Origin of the sequence: Burkholderia sp. AU6039, assembly GCF_002223365.1 — a bacterium.
In the GTDB taxonomy this organism is placed as follows: domain Bacteria; phylum Pseudomonadota; class Gammaproteobacteria; order Burkholderiales; family Burkholderiaceae; genus Burkholderia.
In genome coordinates, this window is record NZ_NKFK01000006.1 from 233,827 (window position 1) to 254,794 (window position 20,968).

Genomic DNA, 20,968 nt, shown 5'->3' on the forward strand with positions numbered 1-20,968 from the left:
CATCACGGCCGCGCGTGCTGTCAGATACGCGTCGGCCGAGCCTTCACTGCCGCGCCTTGATCCGCGCCATGTGATACACGGACGCATGCACGCCATCGCGCAACGCATAACCCGGCGATTCACCCTCGACCCGGAAGCCATGCTTCTCGTAGAGCGCGACGGCCGCGCGGTTGTCGGTGAACACGGTCAGCTCGAGGCGCGTGATGTTCAGCCAGTTTTCCGCGAGATCGATCGCGGCCGCGAGCAGCCGGCTGCCGATGCCGCGCCCGTGGCGCGTCGCGTCGACCATCATGCCGAGCCCTGCCGCATGGCGACGGCGCGGATTCTGTTCGGGATGCAGGCCGAGATGGCCGACCACCACGCCGTCGATTTCGGCGACGAGGCTCACGCCGTGCTCGCGCACGCCGTCGAGCCGCTTCTGCCATTTCTCGAGCGACGGAAACGGATGCTGCAACGTATTCGCGTACACCGCGGGATGCGCGGCGATTTGCCGGATCGCGTCGACGTCGTACGTCTCGCTGTGCCGGATCGTGATGTCGGTCATGGGTGGGCCGGGTCCGAAAAGTCGCGCCAGTCGCGCGGGCTGCGCACCTGCGCAGCAACGTGTCGAGCTTATCCGATTTCACGCATTTGAAACATGGGCGTCATGCGATGCCGTTGCACCCGCAACGATGCGCGAGCACACCCCTCCATCGCGAACCGGAAAAATATGACCGATTTCTCACGCCGCGATCGGTAATTCCTGACCCATTCCGTCACGCATCGCTTCCCGATCAATCGTTGCGCACGCAACGTCATGCGCGCGACATGCGATGTCATGTCTTCATCACGTCGACGTCACGCCGCCCCCCTAGACTGGGCGCCGCCCAACCCGGCATGTGCCGGGCCGGCGTGTGCCGACGTCCCGGCCGCGCATCACGAGCGCGCGTTGCACGGGATCGCGGCGACGGCCAAGGCATCCGCGCGACACCACGCATCGCGCGCGATGCGCGCACCTCCGCCACGGGCGGCCGATGCACTCGAACGCACACGCCGCGCGAATCGTCCCAGGGGGGCGATGCACGGGCGCCGCCAGACGAAGTCACGAACGCTCCCATCATCACAGGACCCGAACGCCATGACGTCACGCCGCAAATTCCTCCAGCAAACCGCCACTTCCGGCCTCGCCGCCGCCGCGCTGTCCGCGTTTCCGCCGAGCATCCGCCGCGCGCTCGCGATTCCCGCGTTTCACGAAACGGGGACCATCCAGGACGTGAAGCACGTCGTGCTGCTGATGATGGAGAACCGCGCATTCGACAGCTACTTCGGCACGTTCAAGGGCGTGCGCGGTTACGGCGACCGCTTCGCGGTGCCGTCGCCGAACGGCCGCAACGTGTTCTACCAGACGTACACGAAGCCGACGCCCGCCACCACCGTCACGCCGTATCACCTCGACGCGAGCCAGGGCAACGCGCAGCGCGCCGGCGGCACGCCGCACACGTGGGCCGATGCGCAGGCCGCGTGGGACCATGGCCGGATGAACCGCTGGCCCGACGCGAAGACGCCGCTGTCGATGGGCTACTACGACGCGGCGGAAGTACCGTTCCAGCGCGCGCTCGCCGATGCGTTCACGCTGTGCGACCACTATCACTGCGGGATGCACACGGGCACGATCGCGAACCGCCTGTTCTACTGGAGCGGCACCAACGGCCCGAACGGCATCAGCCCGGCCGACGGCAGCCGTGTGAAGATCGCCGCGCTGAACAACCAGTTCAACGGCGGCAACGACATCGGCCCGTCGAGCCAGGGCTGGACCTGGACCACCTACGCCGACCGGCTGCAGCAGGCCGGCGTGAACTGGAAGGTCTACCAGAGCCTGATCGACAACTTCGGCTGCAACGAGATGATGAGCTTCCGCCACTGGCGCGCGGCGATCGAGCAGATGCCGCCCGCGCGCCGGCCCGCGTACGTCGCGTCGACGGACATCACACAGCCCGTGACGGCGGCCGGCGCGTTCTACGATCCGGCGATCGACGATCCGCTGAGCCCGCTCGCGAAGGGGTTCGGCAACACGATGCCGTACGGCTTCCTCGAATCGTTCCGCGACGACATCCGCAACGGCACGCTGCCCGAGGTGTCGTGGATCATCCCGCCGTCCGTGTACAGCGAACATCCGGGGCCGTCGAGCCCCGCGCAGGGCGGCTGGTACGTGCAGGCCGTGCTCGATGCGCTGACGGCGAACCCGGAGGTATGGAGCAAGACCGTGCTGCTGGTGAACTACGACGAAAACGACGGCTTCTTCGACCACATGCCGTCGCCGGCCGTGCCGTCGCGCAACGCCGACGGAACGCTCGCGGGCGGCCATACGCTGCGGGACGCCGACGTTGCCGCCGAGTACCACGACTTCACGCCGGCCACGTCGAGCCAGCCGGCGATCGACGGCCGTCCGTACGGCCCGGGCCCGCGCGTGCCGATGTGGGTCGTGTCGCCGTGGAGCCGCGGCGGCTGGGTCAACTCGCAGGTGTTCGACCATACGTCGACGCTGCTCTTCCTCGAAAAGCGCTTCGGCGTCGCGGAGCCGCAGATCAGCGCGTACCGCCGCGCGGTGTGCGGCGACCTGACGAGCGCGTTCAACTTCCGCTCGCCGAACAACGAACCGCTGCCGACGCTCGCGGGCCATACGACGAAAAGCCAGGTCGACGCGCTGAGCGCCGCGCAACAGGCCGCGCCGAAGATCGTGCCGCCGGCCGCGCCGTCGCTGCCCGCCCAGGCGATCGGCGTGCGCCCGTCGCGCGCACTGCCTTACGAACTCCATGCCAGCGCGCGTACCGATGCCGGCACCGGCACGGTCACGCTGAAGTTCGCGAACACGGGCCGCGCCGCCGCCGTGTTTCACGTCTATGACAAGCTGCACCTCGACCGCCTGCCGCGGCGCTACGTCGTCGAACCGGGCAAGACGCTGCACGGCGACTGGGCCGCGCGCGCCGACAACGGCGGTAAATATGACCTGTGGGTGCTGGGCCCGAACGGCTATCACCGCCGCTTCACCGGCGACCTCAGCCGCCTGGCCGGTGCACGCGCGCCGCAGCCGGAAGTTCGCGTCGGCTATGCGGGCGCGAGCGGCAACCTCCACCTGAAGCTGCGCAACCACGGCGGCGGGACGGTGCGCTTCACCGTGAGGTCGAACCAGGTCTACGGGCCGCTGTCCGGCCGCGGCGCGCACGACGATCGCGGTCATGGCCACGGCAACGAGGACGGCAACAGCCAGGGTCATGGCCACGGTACCGGTACCACGTGGACGGTCACGGTACGCGCCGGCGACCAGGCCGAGCTGCACTGGAAGCTCGACTCGACCGGCCACTGGTACGACTTCATCGTCACCGCGGACAGCGACGCGAGTTTCTCGCGCCGCGTCGCCGGCCGTGTCGAAACCGGCCGCCACTCGGTCAGCGACCCGGCAATGGGGCTCGCCGACCGCTTCTGATGCCGCCGCGGCGACCCGCGCTGCGCCGCGTGTCGCCGCCCGGGCCGGCCCGGCCGCGCACGGCGGTCAGGCGCCGGCCGCAGCTGCGCCCGATCCGGCGCAAACGCCCGCCCCGCGCGGCTCAAACATCAGAAGGATCAATGGTTCAGCCCTCAATTCCCCCCAACGAAATTGCTCCGAATTGCGGCCCGTTCGCGTTAAACTGCGCCAAGCTGTATTCAACCAAGACATCTTCGCCACTACGGCGTCCACGATACGAGGATAGGTTCGATGCGCACTTCCGGCTCATCCGGGGCAATGACCCTGCTCACCGAACACGACCCGACCGACGGTCGCGAACTGCGCTCGCTCCGGCTCGAAGCAACCGGCGACGGCAAGAGCGTGCTGCTGATCGAGATCGACGAACGCAAGCCCGGCATCCACCGCGAAGTCCGCTACGAGATCACGCCGGCCGAACTGATCGCGGCGATCCGCTCGCACGGCGCCGAGCTCCCCGGCGAAAACCACGGCGCCGCGTCGCTCGCCCGCACCTCCTCCTGATTTCGAACGGTGAGCCGCGCGCAACGCGCCGGCTCACCGCGCCCCCTGCCGCCGTCACGCACGTTGCGTTATTCCCGCCGCTGACTTGAAAAAGGCCGATAATCGGCCCATCTGCGTGCTTTCCGCGCGCGTTTCCTTTTCGGCCAGCCGTCATGCTCCTCCGCGACCTCGTCGCCCAATACGGGCCGCTTCTCGTCTTCGTCAACGTGCTCGCGGCGGCCATCGGGCTGCCGGTGCCCGCGATGCCGACGCTCGTGCTGTTCGGCGCGATGTCCGCGATGCACCCGGCGATGATCGGCTCGCAACTGGTCACGGTGGTCGTGCTGTCGGTGCTCGGCGCACTGATCGGCGACACCGTGTGGTACCTCGCCGGCCGGCGCTTCGGCGGCACGACGCTGAAGACGATCTGCCGCCTGTCGCTGTCGCGTGACAGCTGCGTGAAGAAAACCGAACGCTTCTTCGGCCGCTACGGCGTGCGCGTGCTCGCCGTCGCGCGCTTCATTCCGGGGCTGTCGCTCGTGTCGGTGCCGATGGCCGGCGCGTTCGGCACGCGCTATCGCACATTCCTCGGCTACGACGCGCTCGGCGCCGCGCTGTGGACGATCGTCGGGCTGATGGTCGGGCTGATGTTCGCGCGCCAGATCGACTGGCTGTTCGCCGGCGCGGGCCAGCTCGGCCGCGCGGCGCTGCTGGTGGCCGTCGCGGTGCTGGCGGTGTACGCGGCGATCCGCTGGATGCGCCGCCGCGCGCTGATCCGCCAGCTCGCGAGCGCGCGGGTCGGCGTCGACGAGCTCGACGCGATGCTGCGCGATACGTCCGCGCCGGTTGTCCTCGACGTGCGCTCGCCCGAGCACCGCAAGCTCGACCCGTTCACGATTCCCGGCGCGCAGTTCGCCGACGAACGCCAGATCGGCGACATCGTCGCGCGTTATCCGTTCTCGCAGAAGTTCGTCGTGTACTGCTCGTGCCCGAACGAGTTCACGGCCGCGTTGATGGCGAAGCGCCTGCTCGACGCCGGCTTCACCGATGCGCTCGCGCTGCGCGGCGGCCTCGATGCATGGCGCGACACGGGCCGCCAGCTCACGTCGCTCGTGGAAGACATGCCCGCTGCGAACGATCCGGTCGCGGGGCTGCACAAGCCGGCCTGATCGCGTCGATCGAAGGCCGGCCGTGCGAAGCGGGGGCGCCTGCGCCCCCTTCGATCAGAACGCGTGCAGCGGCAGGTTCACGACCAGGCGGTACTCGGTGTTCGTCGCGTCCGAGTAGTGTGCCGAACCGGCATGCCACATCGCGATGAACGTGACCTTCGTGTCCTTCAGCTTGCCGCTCTGGAACGTGTACGACGGGATGAAGCCGAACTCGTGGTGACGGCCCTGCACCGGCGCGCCGTTGCTCCAGTAGATGCTCGACTTGCTCGGGTCGTTCGCCGCACCCGCGCTGCCGTCCGCCCCCCAGCCCGTCACGCCCCAGACCATCGCCTTGAAGCCCGGCAGGCCCGCTTCCTTGCCGTAGAACGTGTAACGCAGCTGCAGCGACTTTTCGTGCGGCGCGTTGTAGTCGACGTCCATCGAGTTGGTCAGGAAGATGCCGTTCGTTTCGTTCAGGTAGTCGAAGAACTGGTCGCCGAGCACCTGCTGGAAGCCGAGCAGCAGCTCGTGCGGGCCGTGCTGCGCGGCCAGCGACAGGCTGTATGCGTTGTTGTTGATCTTGCCTTGCAGCGCGTCGCCCGTGTCGTGCGTCGAGTAGACGTTGCCGAAGCCCGTCCACTTGATCGTCTGCGGGCTGCCGATGCTGTGCTTCACCGACGCGTAGTACTGGTGCCACACGTCGTCGGCCTGGTTCGCGTACAGCGCGATTTCGCCGTTCGGCGAGTAGTCCCACGTGCCGCCGACGTACGACAGGCGGTTGATGCGCGTGCCGCCGTATTGCGTCGTCAGGTTGGTGAGCGTCGTGTGACCGCGCGCGTCGGTCTTCGTGAAGCTGCCGGCCTCGAGCATCACATTCTTGAATTCATTGCTGACGAGCGTCGCACCGAGGAACGTCGGCGGCAGCGCACGGTTGTCGTGCTGCTCCATGAACGGGTTGTCGACGGCCTGCAGACCGTACTTGACCACCGTGTTCGAGATGCGCGCCTTCACGTCGTAGATGCCGGGATAGGCCCAGGCGAGCTGGTTGCCGCCACCGCCGCCCTTCGCGATGTGCACCATGCTGCCGGCACCCTGTCCGCCGTCGAGCTTCAGCGCCGCATACAGCGATGCGTCGAAACCGATACCGATCAGCCCCGTCGTGTAGCCCGACTCGAAGTTCGCCATCGCGCCCTGGACCCACGCGTGGCGATGCGGCCCGCCCTTGGCGTCGAGCACGTCCGCATAGTTGCGGAACAGGAAGTTGAGATGGCTGTCGGCGATGAAGCCCTTCGACTGCGACTGCGCCGACGGCTCGTCGGGCGGCGTGACGGCCTGGTTCGCTTCGGCGTTGATGATGGCGTTCGGGGTCGTTGCCTGCGCAACGGTCGTGCCCGGTGCGGCCTGCGCGACCGTCAGCGGTGCGGGGGCCGCGTCGTCGGCGTGCGCGACGCCCGTCAGCGAGACACCGGCGAGTGCCGGCAGCCCCCAGGCAAGCAGCATTTTCGATGCCGTCCCGATCGTCTTCTGTTTTTTCATCGTAATTCTCGTCTTGTGTTGATATCGTCCACGCCGGTTGCGATCCGCGCCCGGCCCCCCGGCGCGCCCGATTAAAGACGCGCCTGTACCCGCGGCGCGAAGATCGTTCGCGCCGCACCTACCCCTGTTGACCTGCCTTGGTTATGTTTGCTGCGTCACTTCAGCTCACGCCACACCCGCGCGGATGCACGCGACACGCGCGGCCGACCCCTGCCGAACTTCCGGCAGCGGCACGTCCTGCGCGCACGCGTCGATCGCGACCGGGCAGCGCGTGCGGAACGCGCAGCCGGACGGCGGGTTGAGCGGCGAGGGCATCTCGCCCGCCAGCAGCATCGGACGGCGAGCACGCTCGCGCGCCGGCTCCGGCGTCGGCGCCGCGTCGAGCAGCGCCTTCGTGTACGGGTGCTGCGGCACGCCGTACACGTCATGCCGCGTGCCGAACTCCATCACGCGGCCGAGATACATCACGAGCACACGCTGGCTGATGGCCTTCACCACCGCCAGGTCATGTGCAACGAACAGATAGGACAACGACAGTTCGCGTTGCAGGTCGCGCAGCAGGTTCACGATCTGCGCCTGGATCGACACGTCGAGCGCCGAGACGGGTTCGTCGCAGATCACGAGCTTCGGCTCGCCGATCAGTGCGCGCGCGATGCCGACGCGCTGGCACTGCCCGCCTGAAAATTCGTGCGGATAACGCAGCAGGTGATGCGCGTTCAGGCCGACGCGTTCGAGCATCGTGACCACGCGGCGGCGCACCTCGGTGCGGCCGAGGCCGGCCTGGTGCGTGACGAGCGGCTCCGCGACGACCTGTTCGATCGTCATGCGCGGATCGAGCGACGCGAGCGGATCCTGGAAGATCATCTGCACTTCGCGCCGCATCGTGGTGCCGCGCAGGTGATCGGGCGCCACGGCTTCGCCGCGCCATTTCACCGTGCCGGCCGTCATCGGCACGAGGCCGATCAGCGCGCGCGCGAGCGTCGACTTCCCGCAGCCCGACTCGCCGACGAGCCCGACCGTCTCGCCGCGCTTCACGTCGAACGACACGCCGTCGACGGCGCGCAGCGTCCCCTTCGGCGACCACGGATAGCCGCCGAGCGGCACGCGGAAATGCACTTTCAGACCCTCGACGGACAGCAGCGTGTCGTCCGTCGCGCCGGCTTGGCGGCGTTCATCGACGCTCATCGCAGACCTCCCGTCAGATCGGCCACGGGGCGGTGGCATGCGCGCACCGCGCCCACGGCGCCATAGGTTTCGAGCGCGGGGCGCGCCGCGCCGCAGCGTTCTTCCGCATACGTGCAGCGCTTCGCGAACGCACAGCCGGCCGGCGCGGTGCCGGGCATCGGCGGATTGCCGGGAATCGCGACGAGCGGCGCATCGTCCGCGTCGGTCAGGCGCGGCAGCGCGTTGAGCAGGCCGATCGTGTACGGATGCGACGGCGCCGCGAAGATCGATTCGGCCGGCGCGTATTCGACAGTGCGGCCCGCATACATGACCATCACGTCGTCCGCGAGGCCCGCGACCACGCCCATGTCGTGCGTGATCAGCACGATCGCGGTGCCGCGCTCGCGGTTCAGCTCGCGCAGCAGATCGATGATCTGTGCCTGCACGGTCACGTCGAGCGCGGTGGTCGGCTCGTCGGCGATCAGGATTTCCGGCTCGGACAGCAGCGCCATCGCGATCATCACGCGCTGGCGCATGCCGCCCGAAAACTCGTGCGGATACATGCGGATGCGGCGTGCCGCGTCGGGGATGCGCACCGATTCGAGCGCCTCGATCGCGCGCTTCGTGGCGTCCTTGCGCGACAGCTTGCGATGCAGCTGCAGCGTCTCGGTCATCTGCCGCTCGATCGTCAGGAACGGATTGAGCGACGTCATCGGATCCTGGAAGATCATCGCGATCCGGTCGCCGCGCACCTTGTTCAGCGCGCGTGAATCCATCTCGAGGAGGTTGTCGCCGCGATAGCGCGCGGCGCCGGTGGTCGTGCCGTTGCCGGCCAGCAGGCCGAGCATCGCCATCACGGTCTGGCTCTTGCCCGAGCCCGATTCGCCGACGATGCCGAGCGTCTTGCCGGCTTCGAGCGAGAACGACACGCCGCTCACGGCGTCCACCGGCGGCGCGTCCTTGCGCGTGAAGCGCACGCCGAGGTTGTCTACTTCAAGCAGTGCGACCATCTTCAGCGATCCTTCGGGTCGAGCGCGTCACGCAGGCCATCGCCGACGAAGTTCACGCAGTAAAGCGTCACGCACAGCATGACGGCCGGGGCCAGCAGCAGCCACGGCATCGATTCCAGTTTCTGCGCGCCGTCCTGGATCAGCACGCCCCAGCTCGTCATCGGTTCCTGCACGCCGAGGCCGAGGAACGACAGCACCGATTCGGTCAGCACGATGCCCGGCACCGAGACCGTCGCGTACACGACGACCACCCCGAGCAGGTTCGGCACGATGTGGCGCCGCACGATCGACGCCGGCGACACGCCGATCGCCCGTGCCGCATCGACGAACTCGCGGCTGCGCAGCGACAGCGTCTGGCCGCGCACGACACGCGCCATGTCGATCCACGAGAACGCGCTGATGGTCAGCACGACCAGCATGAACGAGCGGCCGAACAGGGTCATCATCAGGATCGCGATCAGCAGGTACGGGATCGCGTACATCATGTCGACGATGCGCATCATCACGGAGTCGACGCGGCCGCCCGCGAAGCCCGCGGTCGCGCCCCACGCGACGCCGAACAGGCCCGACACGAGCGTGCCGAGCAGGCCGACCTCGATCGACACGCGGCCGCCGATCAGCGTGCGCACCAGCAGGTCGCGGCCGAGTTCGTCGGTGCCGAACCAGTGCTGGTTCGCCCAGGTCGGCGGCAGGCTGATCGAGCCCCAGTCGCTTGCCGAAGGATCGGCCGCGAGCAGCCACGGGCCGACGAAACAGGCGAGCGTGACGAGCGCGAGCAGCACGAGGCTGAACACGGCCGCACGGTTGTGAAGGAAGCGCGCCATCGCAAGCGCGAGCGGCGAGCGCGAACGCGGCGGCGAGTCGGTCTGCACGGGCAGGCCGACGACGGGAGTAGTCGGAGTCATCGCTGTGCCTCGCTCAATAACGGATGCGCGGATCGAGCCACGCGTACGCGAGGTCGACCAGCAGGTTGAACAGCACCGCGCAGACGGTCGTCAGCACGACGAGGCCGAGCACCAGCGTGTAGTCGCGGTTGATGGCACCGTTCACGACGAGCTGCCCGAGCCCCGGCAGCGCGAACACCGACTCGGTGACGACGGCCGCCGTGATCGACGTGATGCAGACCGTGCCGAACAGCGACACGACCGGCATCAGCGCGGGCTTCAGCGCATGGCGCAGCACGATCGTCGAGCCCGGCAGGCCCTTCGCGCGCGCGGTGCGGATGTAGTTGCTCGACAGCGTCTCGATCATCGAGCCGCGCATCACGCGTGCGAGCAGCGACATGTTGATGAAGGTCAGCAGCACGATCGGCAGCAGCCGGTACTGCCAGCCGCCGTCGCCCCAGCCGCCCGCGGGCAGCCAGCCGTTGCCCGACGACGTCTTCAGCAGGATCGCGAAGATCCACACGAGCACGGGACCGAGCACGAACGGCGGGATGACGTTGCCGAAGTTGCCGATCAGCATCACGAAGCGGTCGATGAAGCTGTCGCGGCGCACGGCCGCGATGGTGCCGAGCAGCACGCCGAACACGATCGAGATCGGGATCGACACGCCGCCCACGCCGAGGCTCACGGGCAGCGCCTTCTTCACGAGATCGTTCACCGACCAGTCGACGTAACGGAACGACGGGCCGAGATCGCCGTGCAGCAGCGCGTTCAGGTACAGCAGGTACTGCTTCCACAGCGGCTCGTCGAGGTGATACTTCGCGTTCAGGTTCGCGAGCGTGGCCGCGGACAGCTGCTTTTCCGTATCGAACGGGCCGCCGGGCGTGAAATGCAGGAGCAGGTAGCAGACGGTGACGACCGCGAGGATCGTCGGCACCGCCCACAACGTGCGCCTCAGTGCGTAGGCCAGCATGATCGCTCCGCTCAGTGCTTGATCAGGTACATGTCCTGCGAAGCACGCATGTCGATCACGTTCTTCAGCGAATAGCCGCCCACGTACGACTTCACGAGACGGTCGGCCGAATACTGGAACAGCGGCACCATCGGCGTGTCGTTCAGCGCGGTGTCGTGCGCCTGCGTGAGCAGCGCGGCGCGCGCCTGGTCATCGAGCTTCTGGTTGCCTTCGTCGACGAGCGTGTCGACCTGCTTGTTGCAGTAGCCGACGGTGTTCTGCGCGCTGCCGCAGCGGATCAGGTCGAAGAAGGTCATCGCGTCGTTGTAGTCGGCGAACCAGCCGTCGCGCGCGATCTGCACCTTGCCGTCATGCCGCTGCTTCATCAGCACCTTGAATTCGACGTTCTCGAGCTTCGTGTTGACGCCGAGCTTCGTGCGCCACTCCGATGCGGTGAACAGCGCGACCTTCTTGTGCAGGTCGTTGGTGTTGTACGTGAGCGTGAACGACAGCGGCTTCGCGTCCGAGTAACCGGCCTGCTTCAGCAGGCCCTTCGCGGCGTCGATGCGCTTGGCCATCGGCCACGATGCCCATTCCGGCGTGAACGGTTGCTGCACGCCCTTCGTGCCGTTCGGCATCAGGCCGTACATCGGCTTCTCGCCGGCCTGCGTGAGCTTCGACGTGAGCACGTCGCGATCGATCACCATCGACAGCGCCTGGCGCACGCGCTTGTCCTTCAGCGCCGCGTCGCTGTTGTTCAGGTAGTAGTAGTACGTCGCGAGCTGCAGGCCCTGGCGAAGCTCGCCGCCGAACTGCTTGCTGACCTGCTGGAAGATGCCCGACGGGATCGAGTAGCTGTAGTCGATCTGGCCGGCCTGGTACATGCGCATCGCGGTTTCGTCGCTTTCGATCGGCAGGTACGTGACCTTGTTGATCACGACCTTCGGCGCGTTCCAGTACTTCGCGTCCTTCGTCACGACGATGCGGTTGTTCGGCTGCCAGTCGACGAGCTGGTAGGCGCCGTTGCTGACGATGTTGCCCGGGCGCGTCCATGCATCGCCGAACTTCGCGACCACGTCCTTGTTCACCGGCACGAGCGGCGCCATCGCGGTCAGCTCGGGGAAGAACGCGACGGGCACGTCGGTCGTCACCTCGAGCGTGTACGGATCGATCGCGCGCACGCCGAGCGTCGACGGGGCGGCCTTGCCCGCGATGATGTCCTTCGAATTCTTGATGAACTCGACGAGGATCGTGTATTTCGAGCCCGTCTTCGGATCGACGAGGCGCTGCCACGAATAGACGAAATCGGCGGCCGTCACCGGCTGGCCGTTGCTCCACTTCGCGTCACGGCGAAGCTTGAAGATCCACGTCGTCGGCGACTTGCGCTCCCACGACAGCGCGACGCCCGGCACGACCTGGCCGGCGGCATCGATGCGGGCCAGCCCTTCGAACAGGTCGAGGCCGATCGTGTTGCCGGTCCACGACTCGATGTGCGCGGGGTCGAGCGACTCGACTTCGGCGGGCACCTGTCGCGTCAGGTCCTGTTGAGGCGCGAGCGCGACGTTCGACGGAACGGTAACGGCGTGTGCGGCAGGCGTCAGGGCGAGCGCGGCCAGCACGGCCGACATGGCATGCAAGGATTTCATCGTGGCAGTCTTGAGAAAGGTTGTTCGGTGAGCGTCGCGCGGCGGATGCCGCGGATTACGCTTGAGACGCTGACGGGCGCAGCGATTGAGGAGGCCCGTGATTCTCGTATTGCATTTTAGTATTCCTTACGTTTCTTTCGACAGGTATTCCGTCTTCGAAACGAAGGAATACCTGTGCGTTAGAACAGCCTCGGTGTACCGACCCAGACCACCACCGACTCGATCTTCGCGGTGTTGACCCAGCTGTGCGGGACCGTCGACTGATAGTGCGAGCTGTCGCCGGCCTGCAGGACGAACGTCTTGCCTTCCAGCGTCAGCGACACTTCCCCTTCAATCACATACAGGAACTCCTCTCCTGCATGTGTCGTCACCTCGGACCGCTTCTGCCCCGGCGGCATCCTCACGAGGATCGCCTCCAGCTGGCGCCCTTCGGATACGTTCGTCAGCCGCGCGAACAGGTTCGCCGAATCGGCAAACCCGAAGAAGCGCAGCTGCTCGCCTCGGCACACCGAGCGTTCCTCGCTCGGCGTATCCACGAAGTACTGCACCGTCACACCGAGCGCGTGCGCGATACCGGCCAACGATGTCAGCGACGGCGACGCGAGCCCGCGTTCGACTTGAGACAGAAACGGCTTCGAAATCCCCGCGGCGGTAGCGGTGTCGTCGAGCGTGCGCTTGAGTCGTTGGCGCAACGCGCGAATCTTGCTGCCCAGCGCGGCAGCATCTGCAGCCCGCGAGTTTTCAGTGGGGGGAACCATAGCAGGCCGAAAAGTGATCGTCAAAAAATGTTTGATGGAAAATAACTAAGTTAGAACGATATAGCTTAGTCTTCGGGTTCGCCCACGTCTTCGGTGTCAAGCCCGGTGCACTAAACGGGACACGAAGCGAGCGAAACGACGCGCTATCTTGCCAGACTCGCCGGCTTCACAGGCAAGCTGCAAGCGGCTCTCCGGGAATCTTCGGAGGACCTGCACGGAATCTTACAAATAGATGATGAGACGAATGTTCCTGAAAGCTGCTGCCACATTGGGAGTTTCCCTAGGTGGCAGGCACCTGACGCACCGGACCGGCAGCCGTTACCATGCGCGCGCCGGTCGGGGCCCTTCCCCGCCACACCCGGCGGAGTCCGACCCCGGCCCGGGCTAACCGCCCGACTGTTCCATCGCCAGCACGAAGCCTACCCGGCCCATTGTGCATCGGCGCCAGTTCGACCCCAAAGACGACGCGTGATCCGTGCCGTCCGTTTCAAACGAGATTGATGATGCAACCACCCGTTTCACAAACCCGATCGTTCACGACGGTCTTCCTCATCGAAATGTGGGAGCGCTTCGGCTACTACGGCATGGCCGCGCTCCTGGTCCTCTTCATGGTCGACCGGCTCGGTTTCACCGACAGCCATGCGAACCTGACCTGGGGTGCGTTCACCGCACTCGTCTATGCGGCGCCGTCGATCGGCGGCTGGATCGGCGACAAGGTGCTCGGCGCCCGTCGCACGATGATCATCGGCGCGGCCGTGCTGTGCGCCGGCTACCTGATGCTGTCGGTCCCGAATGATCAGCTGACGTACATGTACGCGTCGCTCGGCGTGATCGTCGTCGGCAACGGCCTGTTCAAGGCCAACGCGGCCAACCTCGTGCGCCGCATCTATGAAGGCGACGACGCGCGCATCGACAGCGCGTTCACGATCTACTACATGGCGGTCAACATCGGCTCGACGGTGTCGATGCTCGCGACGCCGTGGATCAAGGATCACTGGGGCTGGCACGCCGCGTTCGCGGTCTGTTGCGGCGGCATGCTGCTCGCGATCCTCAACTTCATGCTGATGCATCGCACGCTCGCGCACGTCGGCTCGCTGCCGGACGACCAGCCGATCCGCTGGAAGCGCCTCGGCGCGGTCGCGCTGGGCGGTGTCGGGCTCGCGCTGATCACGCTGTACGTGCTGCAGCACAAGCAGCTCGCCGTCGCCAGCGTGTGGACGGCAGCGTTCGCGATCCTCGCGATCTTCGCGTACATGATCGCGAAGTCGGAGCGCTCGGAGCGCGCGGGCCTGATCGCGGCGCTCGTGCTGATCGGCCAGGTGATCCTGTTCTTCATCTTCTACGTGCAGATGTCGACGTCGCTGACGCTGTTCGCGCTGCGCAACGTCGATCCGCGCTTCATGCTGTTCGACACGACGCTGTTCACGTGGAGCGCCGCGCAGTTCCAGGCGCTGAACCCGATCTGGATCATGCTGCTGAGCCCGGTGCTCGTGTGGGTGTACAACGCCGTCGCGAAGAGCGGCCGCGACCTGCCGGTCGCCGCGAAGTACGCGCTCGGCTTCGGCGCGGTGGCCGCCGGCTACCTGGTGTTCACGATCAGCGGCCGCTACGCGGTCGACGGCCGCGTGTCGTCGTGGTTCATGGTGTGGGGCTACGGCCTCTACTCGCTCGGCGAACTGCTGGTGAGCGGCCTCGGCCTCGCGATGATCGCCCGCTACGTGCCGGCGCGCATGAGCGGCTTCATGATGGGTGCGTACTTCGTCGCGACCGGCGTGTCGCAGTATCTGGGCAGCGTCGTCGCGAACTTCGCGCAGATGCCGTCGCACGAACTGCCGGCCACCGAATCGCTGCCGTTGTACCTGTCGCTGTTCGAGAAGCTCGGCTGGCTCGCCGCGATCGGCATGGTGCTCGCGCTGCTGCTGCTGCCGCTGATGAACCGCCTGTCGCGCCAGCACCAGCGTTGTGCGGAAGCGCGCCGCGAAGAAGCGCCGCAGGCGCAGGGCGTCGCCACCGCGCAGTAAGTAATATCCCTCGGCGTGCGGCGTGCACGCCACATTCTCCCGCCAGGCACGCGAACGCGTCCTACACTGGTTGCAGGAAGCGCATCCGCTTCGCGAGATGCGCACTGGCGGGAGAAGACGATGAAAAGCAAAGCAACGCGGCTCTTGAGGATACTGTCGGACATCCGGCACGCTCAGCGCTGCACCGCGATACGTGCCGCGCGCGCCGCGGCCGAAGCCGACGCGGTACTCGCGGAACGCGACGAGCCGGCGCCCGACGAACGCGACGACGCCGAATCCGACGACGCCACCCCCGTTCCCCGCTCCCGTATCGACTCACCTCACTGACGCCGCGCGGCACGCTCCGTGCCGCACGCACTGCGTCCCGCGCCGCTCACGCGGCCGCGCCGCGCCACCGCGCGATCCACGATCCCGAGCCGGCCACGGCCATCATCAGCCCGAGCGCGCACGCGTCGGCCACGAGGCCGACGCCGACGTGCCGCAGATCCGCGCTGCGCACGACCGGATGCAGCAGCGAATCGATGACGAGCGAGATCGCCGCGCCCGCGACGAAGCAGATGAGCCCGCGCTGGCCCACGGCCACGACGGGGCGCACACCCTGCGCGATCCGCGCGATCCAGCCGAAGCGCACGCAATCGGCCATCAGCCACGCGATGGCCGCGAAGCTCACGACGCGCGGCAGCGCGAGATCGCGCTTGAACACGCCTTCCGGCAGCGGCAGCCCCGAGAACAGCTTGTAGCTCGCGCAGCCGAGCACGACCGCGCATGCGAGCCCGGTCGCGGCGGCCCCCCAGCGCCCGAGCGCGATGCGCCGGTAGAACGGCTGGCAGCGCGCGAGCACGCCGGCGACGAACATCAGTTGCCACGCGAACGGATTGAAACTCCAGCGGAATCCGTCGGCATCCAGCAGCTCGGGGCCGAGCCAGCCCGCCGTCAGCCACGACGCGACGCTGAGCGCAACCAGCAGCCACGGATGCCGGCGCGCGAACGGCACGAGCACCGGCGACGCGAGCGCGAACAGCACGTACATCGGCAGCACCGACGCGAGATAGGGCTGGCGCTGGAACGTCAGCAGCTCGGCTGCGCCCGTGAGCGGCGACGCGAGCATCACGCTGACGTCGTCGAGCGCGAGGTTCGGCGCATCGATCCCGTAGTGATCGAGCACGGCCGACACGACGAGCATCAGCGTCGAGGTCGCGAGAAACGCGCGGTAGATCTGCATCGCGCGGCGCACGAAGCGCTTTTGCGCGGCGCGCGCGCCGTGCCGCTCGGCAATCGCGCCATAGGCGCTCGCGGTCGCGAAGCCGCCGAGAAAGACGAAGACCTCGGCCGCATCGCACAGCGCGAACGCGTGCAGCGTGACGCGCGACAGCACGCTCGCGCCGATGTGATCGACGACGATCATCAACAGCACGATGCCGCGGAAGAAATCGACTTCGATCAGGCGGCCGCCGCGCGACGGTGGAAACGTGGCGGAAGGCGGCGGGCTCAACGACATGAGCACACCTGCACGACGGCGGTGCGGTACGCACCGGAGAATGGATCGAGGAGCGGAAGGCGAGCGCGATCAGCGGCGATACGCGTATGCCCGCATCGCGCCAACCCGGCCGGCCAGGCACGGAGATGACCGTTCATTGAAAGGCTGCATACGAAGGGAAGTCGGTAAGGCCAGTCTAATGGCCGATCCGGGGAGACCCTAAGTAACAAAGTGCAACCGAATCTTCTGTTCGATTACACGCGCGAGCCTTGTCGCGCAAGGCGGGCAGCGTCGCCAGACTCGCGTCAGCGCGATGCCAGTTTGCGGCCAGAATCAATGTGTTCGACCGCTGCGGCGTGGTGGTTTTGCGATGCGCGACGCGGCACGCCGCATGCAGCCGCCGCGTCGCGATCGACGTTTATCCGCGCGCGGGCAGGCGCCGCATCAACATCGCGCTGTGCCACGCGGTGAGCGCGACGGCGACCCAGATCGGCCCGTACGTCGCGAGCTTCGCGATGCTCAGCGTCTCGCCGAGCAGCAGCAGCGACACCGCGACGAGCAGCACGGGTTCGACGTAGCCGAGAATCCCGAACAGCGCCATCGGCAGCATCCGGCTCGCTTTCAGGTAGCTCGCGAGCGCGAGCGTGCTGAGCACGCCGAGGCCCGGCAGCAGCGCGGCCCACAGCACCGGATGGTCGGCCACCTGCGTCGTGCTCGTCACGACCATCGCGAACGCGATCGGGCACAGCAGCACGATCTCGACCGCGAACGCGGCGAGCGAATCGGCGTTGATCCGCCGGCGCAGCACGAAATACGGCGGATAGCCGAGCGCGACGACGAGCGTCGGCCACGCGAACGCGCGCGTCGCCCACACTTCGTGCGCGACGCCGAGCGCGGCGCACGCGACCGCCGCCCATTGCAGCGGATCGAGCCGTTCGTGATAGTAGAAGCGGCCGACGAGCACCATCGTCAGCGGCAGCAGGAAATAGCCGAGCGACACTTCGAGCATGCGGCCGTGCAGCGGCGCCCACAGAAACAGCCACAACTGCACGCCGAGCAGCGCGGCGCTCACGGGCAGCGCAATCAGCAGGCGCCAGTCGCGCACGCCGCGGCGCAGGAGGTCGACGAGCGCCGGCCAACGGCCGCGCAGCGCGATCAGCGCGAGCGCGCCCGGCGCGGTCCACAACACGCGCCACGCGAAGATGTCGAGCCCCGTGAGCGGCGCCAGCAGTTTCGCGTAAGCGGACATCAGCGCGAACAGCGTCGACGCCATCACCGACAACATGAGGCCGCGCCCGGCCTCCGGATACCCCGTCATGATCGTTCCGCGCCTCTTATTGCTGCTGGAAGCGCTCGAAGCGTTTCTCGGTCTTGCGTTCCTCGAACGTCACCTCGGTCACGCGCGCGGCCGGCGGCCCGTGGCGCAGCCACGCGAGCATCCGGTCGATCTGCGCGCCGGGGCCCTGGATCATCGCCTCGACGGTGCCGTCCTCGAGATTCGCGACCCAGCCGCGCAGCTTCAGCGCGTGTGCCTCGCGCACCGTCGCATGACGGAAGCCGACGCCCTGCACGACGCCGCGCACCCGCACGTAGTAGGTCTCGATCCGTTCGTCCAGTTCATTGCGGCTCATCGCGTCGCCCTCCCGTTGCATTCAAGCCCGGCATTGTAGTCGCGTCGGCCGCTTCGCACACGGGCCGGAGCCGCTTCATGCCCGTCACGGCGTGGCGTCGCCGCCCGCGCCGACCACGTACAATCTCGCCGATGCTCAACCGCCGCGCCGCCCGCGCGCGGCCCTGAAGGAAACGCATGACTGATACCTCCCGCGATCTCGTTCTCGTCACCGGCGCATCCGGCTTCGTCGGCTCGGCCGTCGCGCGCATTGCGCAGCAGAAAGGCTATGCGGTGCGCGTGCTCGTGCGCCCGACCAGCCCGCGCACGAACGTGGCGGATCTCGACGCCGAGATCGTCACCGGCGACATGCGCGACGAGGCGTCGATGCGCGCCGCGCTGCGCGGCGTGCGCTACCTGCTGCACGTGGCAGCCGACTACCGGCTGTGGGCGCCCGATCCCGACGAGATCGAGCGCGCGAACCTCGAGGGCGCGGTCGCGACGATGCGCGCGGCGCGCGCGGAAGGCGTCGAGCGGATCGTCTATACGAGCAGCGTCGCGACGCTGAAGGTGACGAGCGCCGGCGATCCCTCCGACGAAAACCGGCCGCTCACGGCCGAGCAGGCGATCGGCGTCTACAAGCGCAGCAAGGTGCTGGCGGAACGCGCGGTCGAGCGGATGATCGCCGACGAAGGGCTGCCGGCCGTGATCGTCAATCCGTCGACGCCGATCGGCCCACGCGACGTGAAGCCGACGCCGACCGGCCGCATCATCGTCGAAGCCGCGCTCGGCAAGATTCCCGCGTTCGTCGACACGGGGCTGAACCTCGTGCATGTGGACGACGTCGCGCACGGCCACTTCCTCGCGCTCGAGCGCGGCCGGATCGGCGAGCGCTACATCCTCGGCGGCGAGAACCTGCCGCTGCAGCAGATGCTGGCCGACATCGCGCAGATGACGGGCCGCAAGGCGCCGACGATCGCGCTGCCGCGCTGGCCGCTCTACCCGCTCGCGGTCGGTGCGGAAGCGGTCGCGAAGTTCACGAAGAAGGAGCCGTTCGTCACCGTGGACGGGCTGCGGATGTCGAAGAACAAGATGTATTTCACGTCCGCGAAAGCCGAGCGCGAACTCGGCTACCGGGCGCGCCCGTACCGTGAAGGGCTGCGCGATGCGCTCGACTGGTTCGGCGCCGCGGGCTACCTGAAGTAACACAAAGCGGCGTGCTTCACGCCGCTTTGCGCACTTTGTTACACGTCGCGCGCGGCCCGCTACCGGCGCAGCGGTTAAAATCGCGGGTCTTACGCAGAGAAGACACGCATGAACCTGAACGATCAGATCGCTTCGCTCACCGTGGGCGTCGATCAGCTCCTCCACGATCACCACGCCGCGCAGCAGGCGGCCCGCAGCGCGGAAGCCTTCGCGCGCGCCGCGGCAGCGGAGGCCCGGGCCGCGGCCGAGCGTCACGCCGCCGCGGAAGCCGAAGCGCAGGCCGCCGCACAACGCCACACGGCAGCAGCAGTCGATGCCGAGGCAGCGCAGCAGCGCCACGCCAGCGCGGCCGCCGCGGCCGAAGCCGCCGCCCAGCGTCATACCGATGCCACCGCGCAAGCCGAAGCCGCGTCGCAGCGCCATGCGGAAGCCACCGCGCTGACCGAAGCACTCGCGCAGCGTCATGCGGATGCCGAAGCGGCGTCGCAGCGCCACGCGGCAGCGATCGCCGAAGCCGAGGCCGCCGCGCAGCGCCATCACGCGGCTGCCACCGAAGCCGAGGCGGCCGCGCAGCGCCATGCAGCCGCGACCGTCGAAGCCGAGGCCGCCGCGAAGCGGCACGCGGAAGCGACCGCCGAAGCCGAAGCGGCCACGCAGCGTCTCGCGGCTGCCATCGCCGAAGCCGAAGCCGCCGCGCAGCGCCATACGGCTGCGATCAAGGAAGCCGAGGCGCTCGCGCAGCAGCACACGCAGGCGATCGCGGAAACGCAGGCCGCCGCGCAGCGTCATGCCGAAGCGACCGCCGAGGCCGAAGCCGTCACGCAACGCCATACCGAAGCGATCGCGCACGCCGAGGCGGCCGCGCAGCGCCACGCCGATGCCACCGCGCAGGCGGAGGCCGTCACGCAGCGTCATGCCGAAGCGATCGCACAAGCCGAAGCGGCTGCGCAGCACCACGCGAAGGCCATCGCCGACGCCGAGGCGCTGGTCGAGGCCGTCGTCAAGGAAGCCGCGACGAGCGCAGTCGCCGCCACGGCAGTTGCAGCCGAAGTCGTCGAACCTGCACCGGCCGGTACGCCGGCGGCGGAACCGGCCGTGATCGCGCCCGCGCCGGCGGCGGGCGAAACGGTGGATGCAACGGCCGACGCCGAAGCAGCCATCGTCGCGACGGCGCAAGCCGAAACGCCGGTCGAAGCCGAATCCGACGTCGCCACCACGCCGGCCCCGTCCGACAAAGCGACGCTGCACGTGTCGCGCCCGACGCAGAACGAACTCACGCTGACCATCAACGGCGAATCGATCACGCTGCATCCGGAACAACTGGGCCAGCTGATCGAGGAACTCGCGCATGCGCGTGCATCGATGCAGCCGGAGCCGCCGCCCGGCATCCCGGCCGGCTGGCGCTTCGTGACGACGAAGAACCCGATGATGGCCGTGCAGAAACAGTCGAATGGCGACCGCCTGCTGGTGGCCCGCCACACGGGCTACGGCTGGGTGCCGTTCACGTTCTCGCCGGACGTGGTGGTCCAGATGTACATGATGCTGACGCAGCGCTGAGTACCGGCACGCCGCAGC

Annotated in this window: 18 protein-coding genes; 7 read left to right on the forward strand and 11 right to left on the reverse strand. The window is 67.8% G+C overall.

The genetic code is table 11. The features are described from left to right. Positions 1 to 43: 43 nt before the first annotated feature. On the reverse strand, positions 44 to 544 hold the full coding sequence (locus CFB39_RS31375; RefSeq protein ID WP_089475852.1) for a GNAT family N-acetyltransferase: 501 nt from the start codon (positions 542 to 544) through the stop codon (positions 44 to 46). 573 nt (positions 545 to 1,117) lie between these two features. Between CFB39_RS31375 and CFB39_RS31380 the strand changes: the two genes are divergently transcribed. The 3 genes from CFB39_RS31380 (at position 1,118) to CFB39_RS31390 (ending at position 5,151) form a co-directional block, all read left to right on the forward strand. Then, entirely contained in the window at positions 1,118 to 3,463 is a 2,346-nt protein-coding gene (locus tag CFB39_RS31380) for a phosphocholine-specific phospholipase C (RefSeq protein ID WP_089475853.1), read from the forward strand. 270 nt (positions 3,464 to 3,733) lie between these two features. Next, the gene (locus CFB39_RS31385) at positions 3,734 to 4,003 is read left to right on the forward strand and encodes a hypothetical protein (protein ID WP_089428821.1); all 270 of its coding nucleotides are present in this window, start codon (positions 3,734 to 3,736) and stop codon (positions 4,001 to 4,003) included. Between the two features lie 152 nt (positions 4,004 to 4,155). Further along, complete coding sequence (locus CFB39_RS31390; protein WP_089475854.1) at positions 4,156 to 5,151, forward strand: DedA family protein/thiosulfate sulfurtransferase GlpE; 996 nt, start codon at positions 4,156 to 4,158, stop codon at positions 5,149 to 5,151. Positions 5,152 to 5,205: 54 nt separating this feature from the next. On the opposite strand, the gene CFB39_RS31395 is transcribed toward CFB39_RS31390, so the two are convergent. The 7 genes from CFB39_RS31395 to CFB39_RS31425 all read right to left on the reverse strand — a co-directional run bounded on the left by CFB39_RS31395 (position 5,206) and on the right by CFB39_RS31425 (position 13,080). Continuing rightward, positions 5,206 to 6,666 (reverse strand): OprD family porin, encoded by a 1,461-nt coding sequence (locus tag CFB39_RS31395; protein WP_085038394.1) that lies wholly within the window; start codon positions 6,664 to 6,666, stop codon positions 5,206 to 5,208. A gap of 165 nt (positions 6,667 to 6,831) precedes the next feature. Further along, positions 6,832 to 7,851 (reverse strand): ABC transporter ATP-binding protein, encoded by a 1,020-nt coding sequence (locus CFB39_RS31400; protein WP_175239929.1) that lies wholly within the window; start codon positions 7,849 to 7,851, stop codon positions 6,832 to 6,834. Then, the gene (locus tag CFB39_RS31405; protein WP_089475856.1) at positions 7,848 to 8,840 is read right to left on the reverse strand and encodes an ABC transporter ATP-binding protein; all 993 of its coding nucleotides are present in this window, start codon (positions 8,838 to 8,840) and stop codon (positions 7,848 to 7,850) included. Before CFB39_RS31405 ends, CFB39_RS31400 begins: the two co-directional genes overlap by 4 nt. A 2-nt stretch (positions 8,841 to 8,842) precedes the next feature. Further along, the gene (locus CFB39_RS31410) at positions 8,843 to 9,745 is read right to left on the reverse strand and encodes an ABC transporter permease (protein ID WP_089475857.1); all 903 of its coding nucleotides are present in this window, start codon (positions 9,743 to 9,745) and stop codon (positions 8,843 to 8,845) included. 13 nt (positions 9,746 to 9,758) lie between these two features. Then, the gene (locus CFB39_RS31415) at positions 9,759 to 10,697 is read right to left on the reverse strand and encodes an ABC transporter permease subunit (protein ID WP_089475858.1); all 939 of its coding nucleotides are present in this window, start codon (positions 10,695 to 10,697) and stop codon (positions 9,759 to 9,761) included. Positions 10,698 to 10,708: 11 nt separating this feature from the next. Further along, the gene (locus tag CFB39_RS31420; protein ID WP_089475859.1) at positions 10,709 to 12,322 is read right to left on the reverse strand and encodes a peptide ABC transporter substrate-binding protein; all 1,614 of its coding nucleotides are present in this window, start codon (positions 12,320 to 12,322) and stop codon (positions 10,709 to 10,711) included. Between the two features lie 179 nt (positions 12,323 to 12,501). Further along, the gene (locus CFB39_RS31425) at positions 12,502 to 13,080 is read right to left on the reverse strand and encodes a cupin domain-containing protein (protein WP_069252724.1); all 579 of its coding nucleotides are present in this window, start codon (positions 13,078 to 13,080) and stop codon (positions 12,502 to 12,504) included. Positions 13,081 to 13,580: 500 nt separating this feature from the next. On the opposite strand from CFB39_RS31425, the gene CFB39_RS31435 reads away from it, so the two are divergent. Next, a complete protein-coding gene (locus tag CFB39_RS31435) occupies positions 13,581 to 15,101 on the forward strand; it encodes a peptide MFS transporter (RefSeq protein ID WP_089475860.1) in 1,521 nt (506 codons plus the stop codon). 120 nt (positions 15,102 to 15,221) lie between these two features. Then, complete coding sequence (locus CFB39_RS31440) at positions 15,222 to 15,428, forward strand: hypothetical protein (RefSeq protein ID WP_089475861.1); 207 nt, start codon at positions 15,222 to 15,224, stop codon at positions 15,426 to 15,428. 46 nt (positions 15,429 to 15,474) lie between these two features. On the opposite strand, the gene CFB39_RS31445 is transcribed toward CFB39_RS31440, so the two are convergent. The 3 genes from CFB39_RS31445 to CFB39_RS31455 all read right to left on the reverse strand — a co-directional run bounded on the left by CFB39_RS31445 (position 15,475) and on the right by CFB39_RS31455 (position 18,209). Next, the gene (locus CFB39_RS31445; RefSeq protein WP_089475862.1) at positions 15,475 to 16,599 is read right to left on the reverse strand and encodes an OpgC domain-containing protein; all 1,125 of its coding nucleotides are present in this window, start codon (positions 16,597 to 16,599) and stop codon (positions 15,475 to 15,477) included. 397 nt (positions 16,600 to 16,996) lie between these two features. Further along, positions 16,997 to 17,896 (reverse strand): EamA family transporter RarD, encoded by a 900-nt coding sequence (gene rarD, locus CFB39_RS31450; protein ID WP_089475863.1) that lies wholly within the window; start codon positions 17,894 to 17,896, stop codon positions 16,997 to 16,999. 16 nt (positions 17,897 to 17,912) lie between these two features. Further along, positions 17,913 to 18,209 (reverse strand): acylphosphatase, encoded by a 297-nt coding sequence (locus tag CFB39_RS31455; protein WP_069253069.1) that lies wholly within the window; start codon positions 18,207 to 18,209, stop codon positions 17,913 to 17,915. Positions 18,210 to 18,385: 176 nt separating this feature from the next. Between CFB39_RS31455 and hpnA the strand changes: the two genes are divergently transcribed. Next, positions 18,386 to 19,393: a hopanoid-associated sugar epimerase gene (gene hpnA / locus CFB39_RS31465; RefSeq protein WP_059780150.1), complete on the forward strand. Its 1,008-nt coding sequence runs from the start codon at positions 18,386 to 18,388 to the stop codon at positions 19,391 to 19,393. 108 nt (positions 19,394 to 19,501) lie between these two features. Beyond that, positions 19,502 to 20,950 carry a phage tail protein gene (locus CFB39_RS31470; protein WP_089475864.1) on the forward strand — a complete coding sequence of 483 codons (1,449 nt, stop codon included), beginning with the start codon at positions 19,502 to 19,504 and terminating at the stop codon, positions 20,948 to 20,950. Positions 20,951 to 20,968 lie beyond the last annotated feature (18 nt).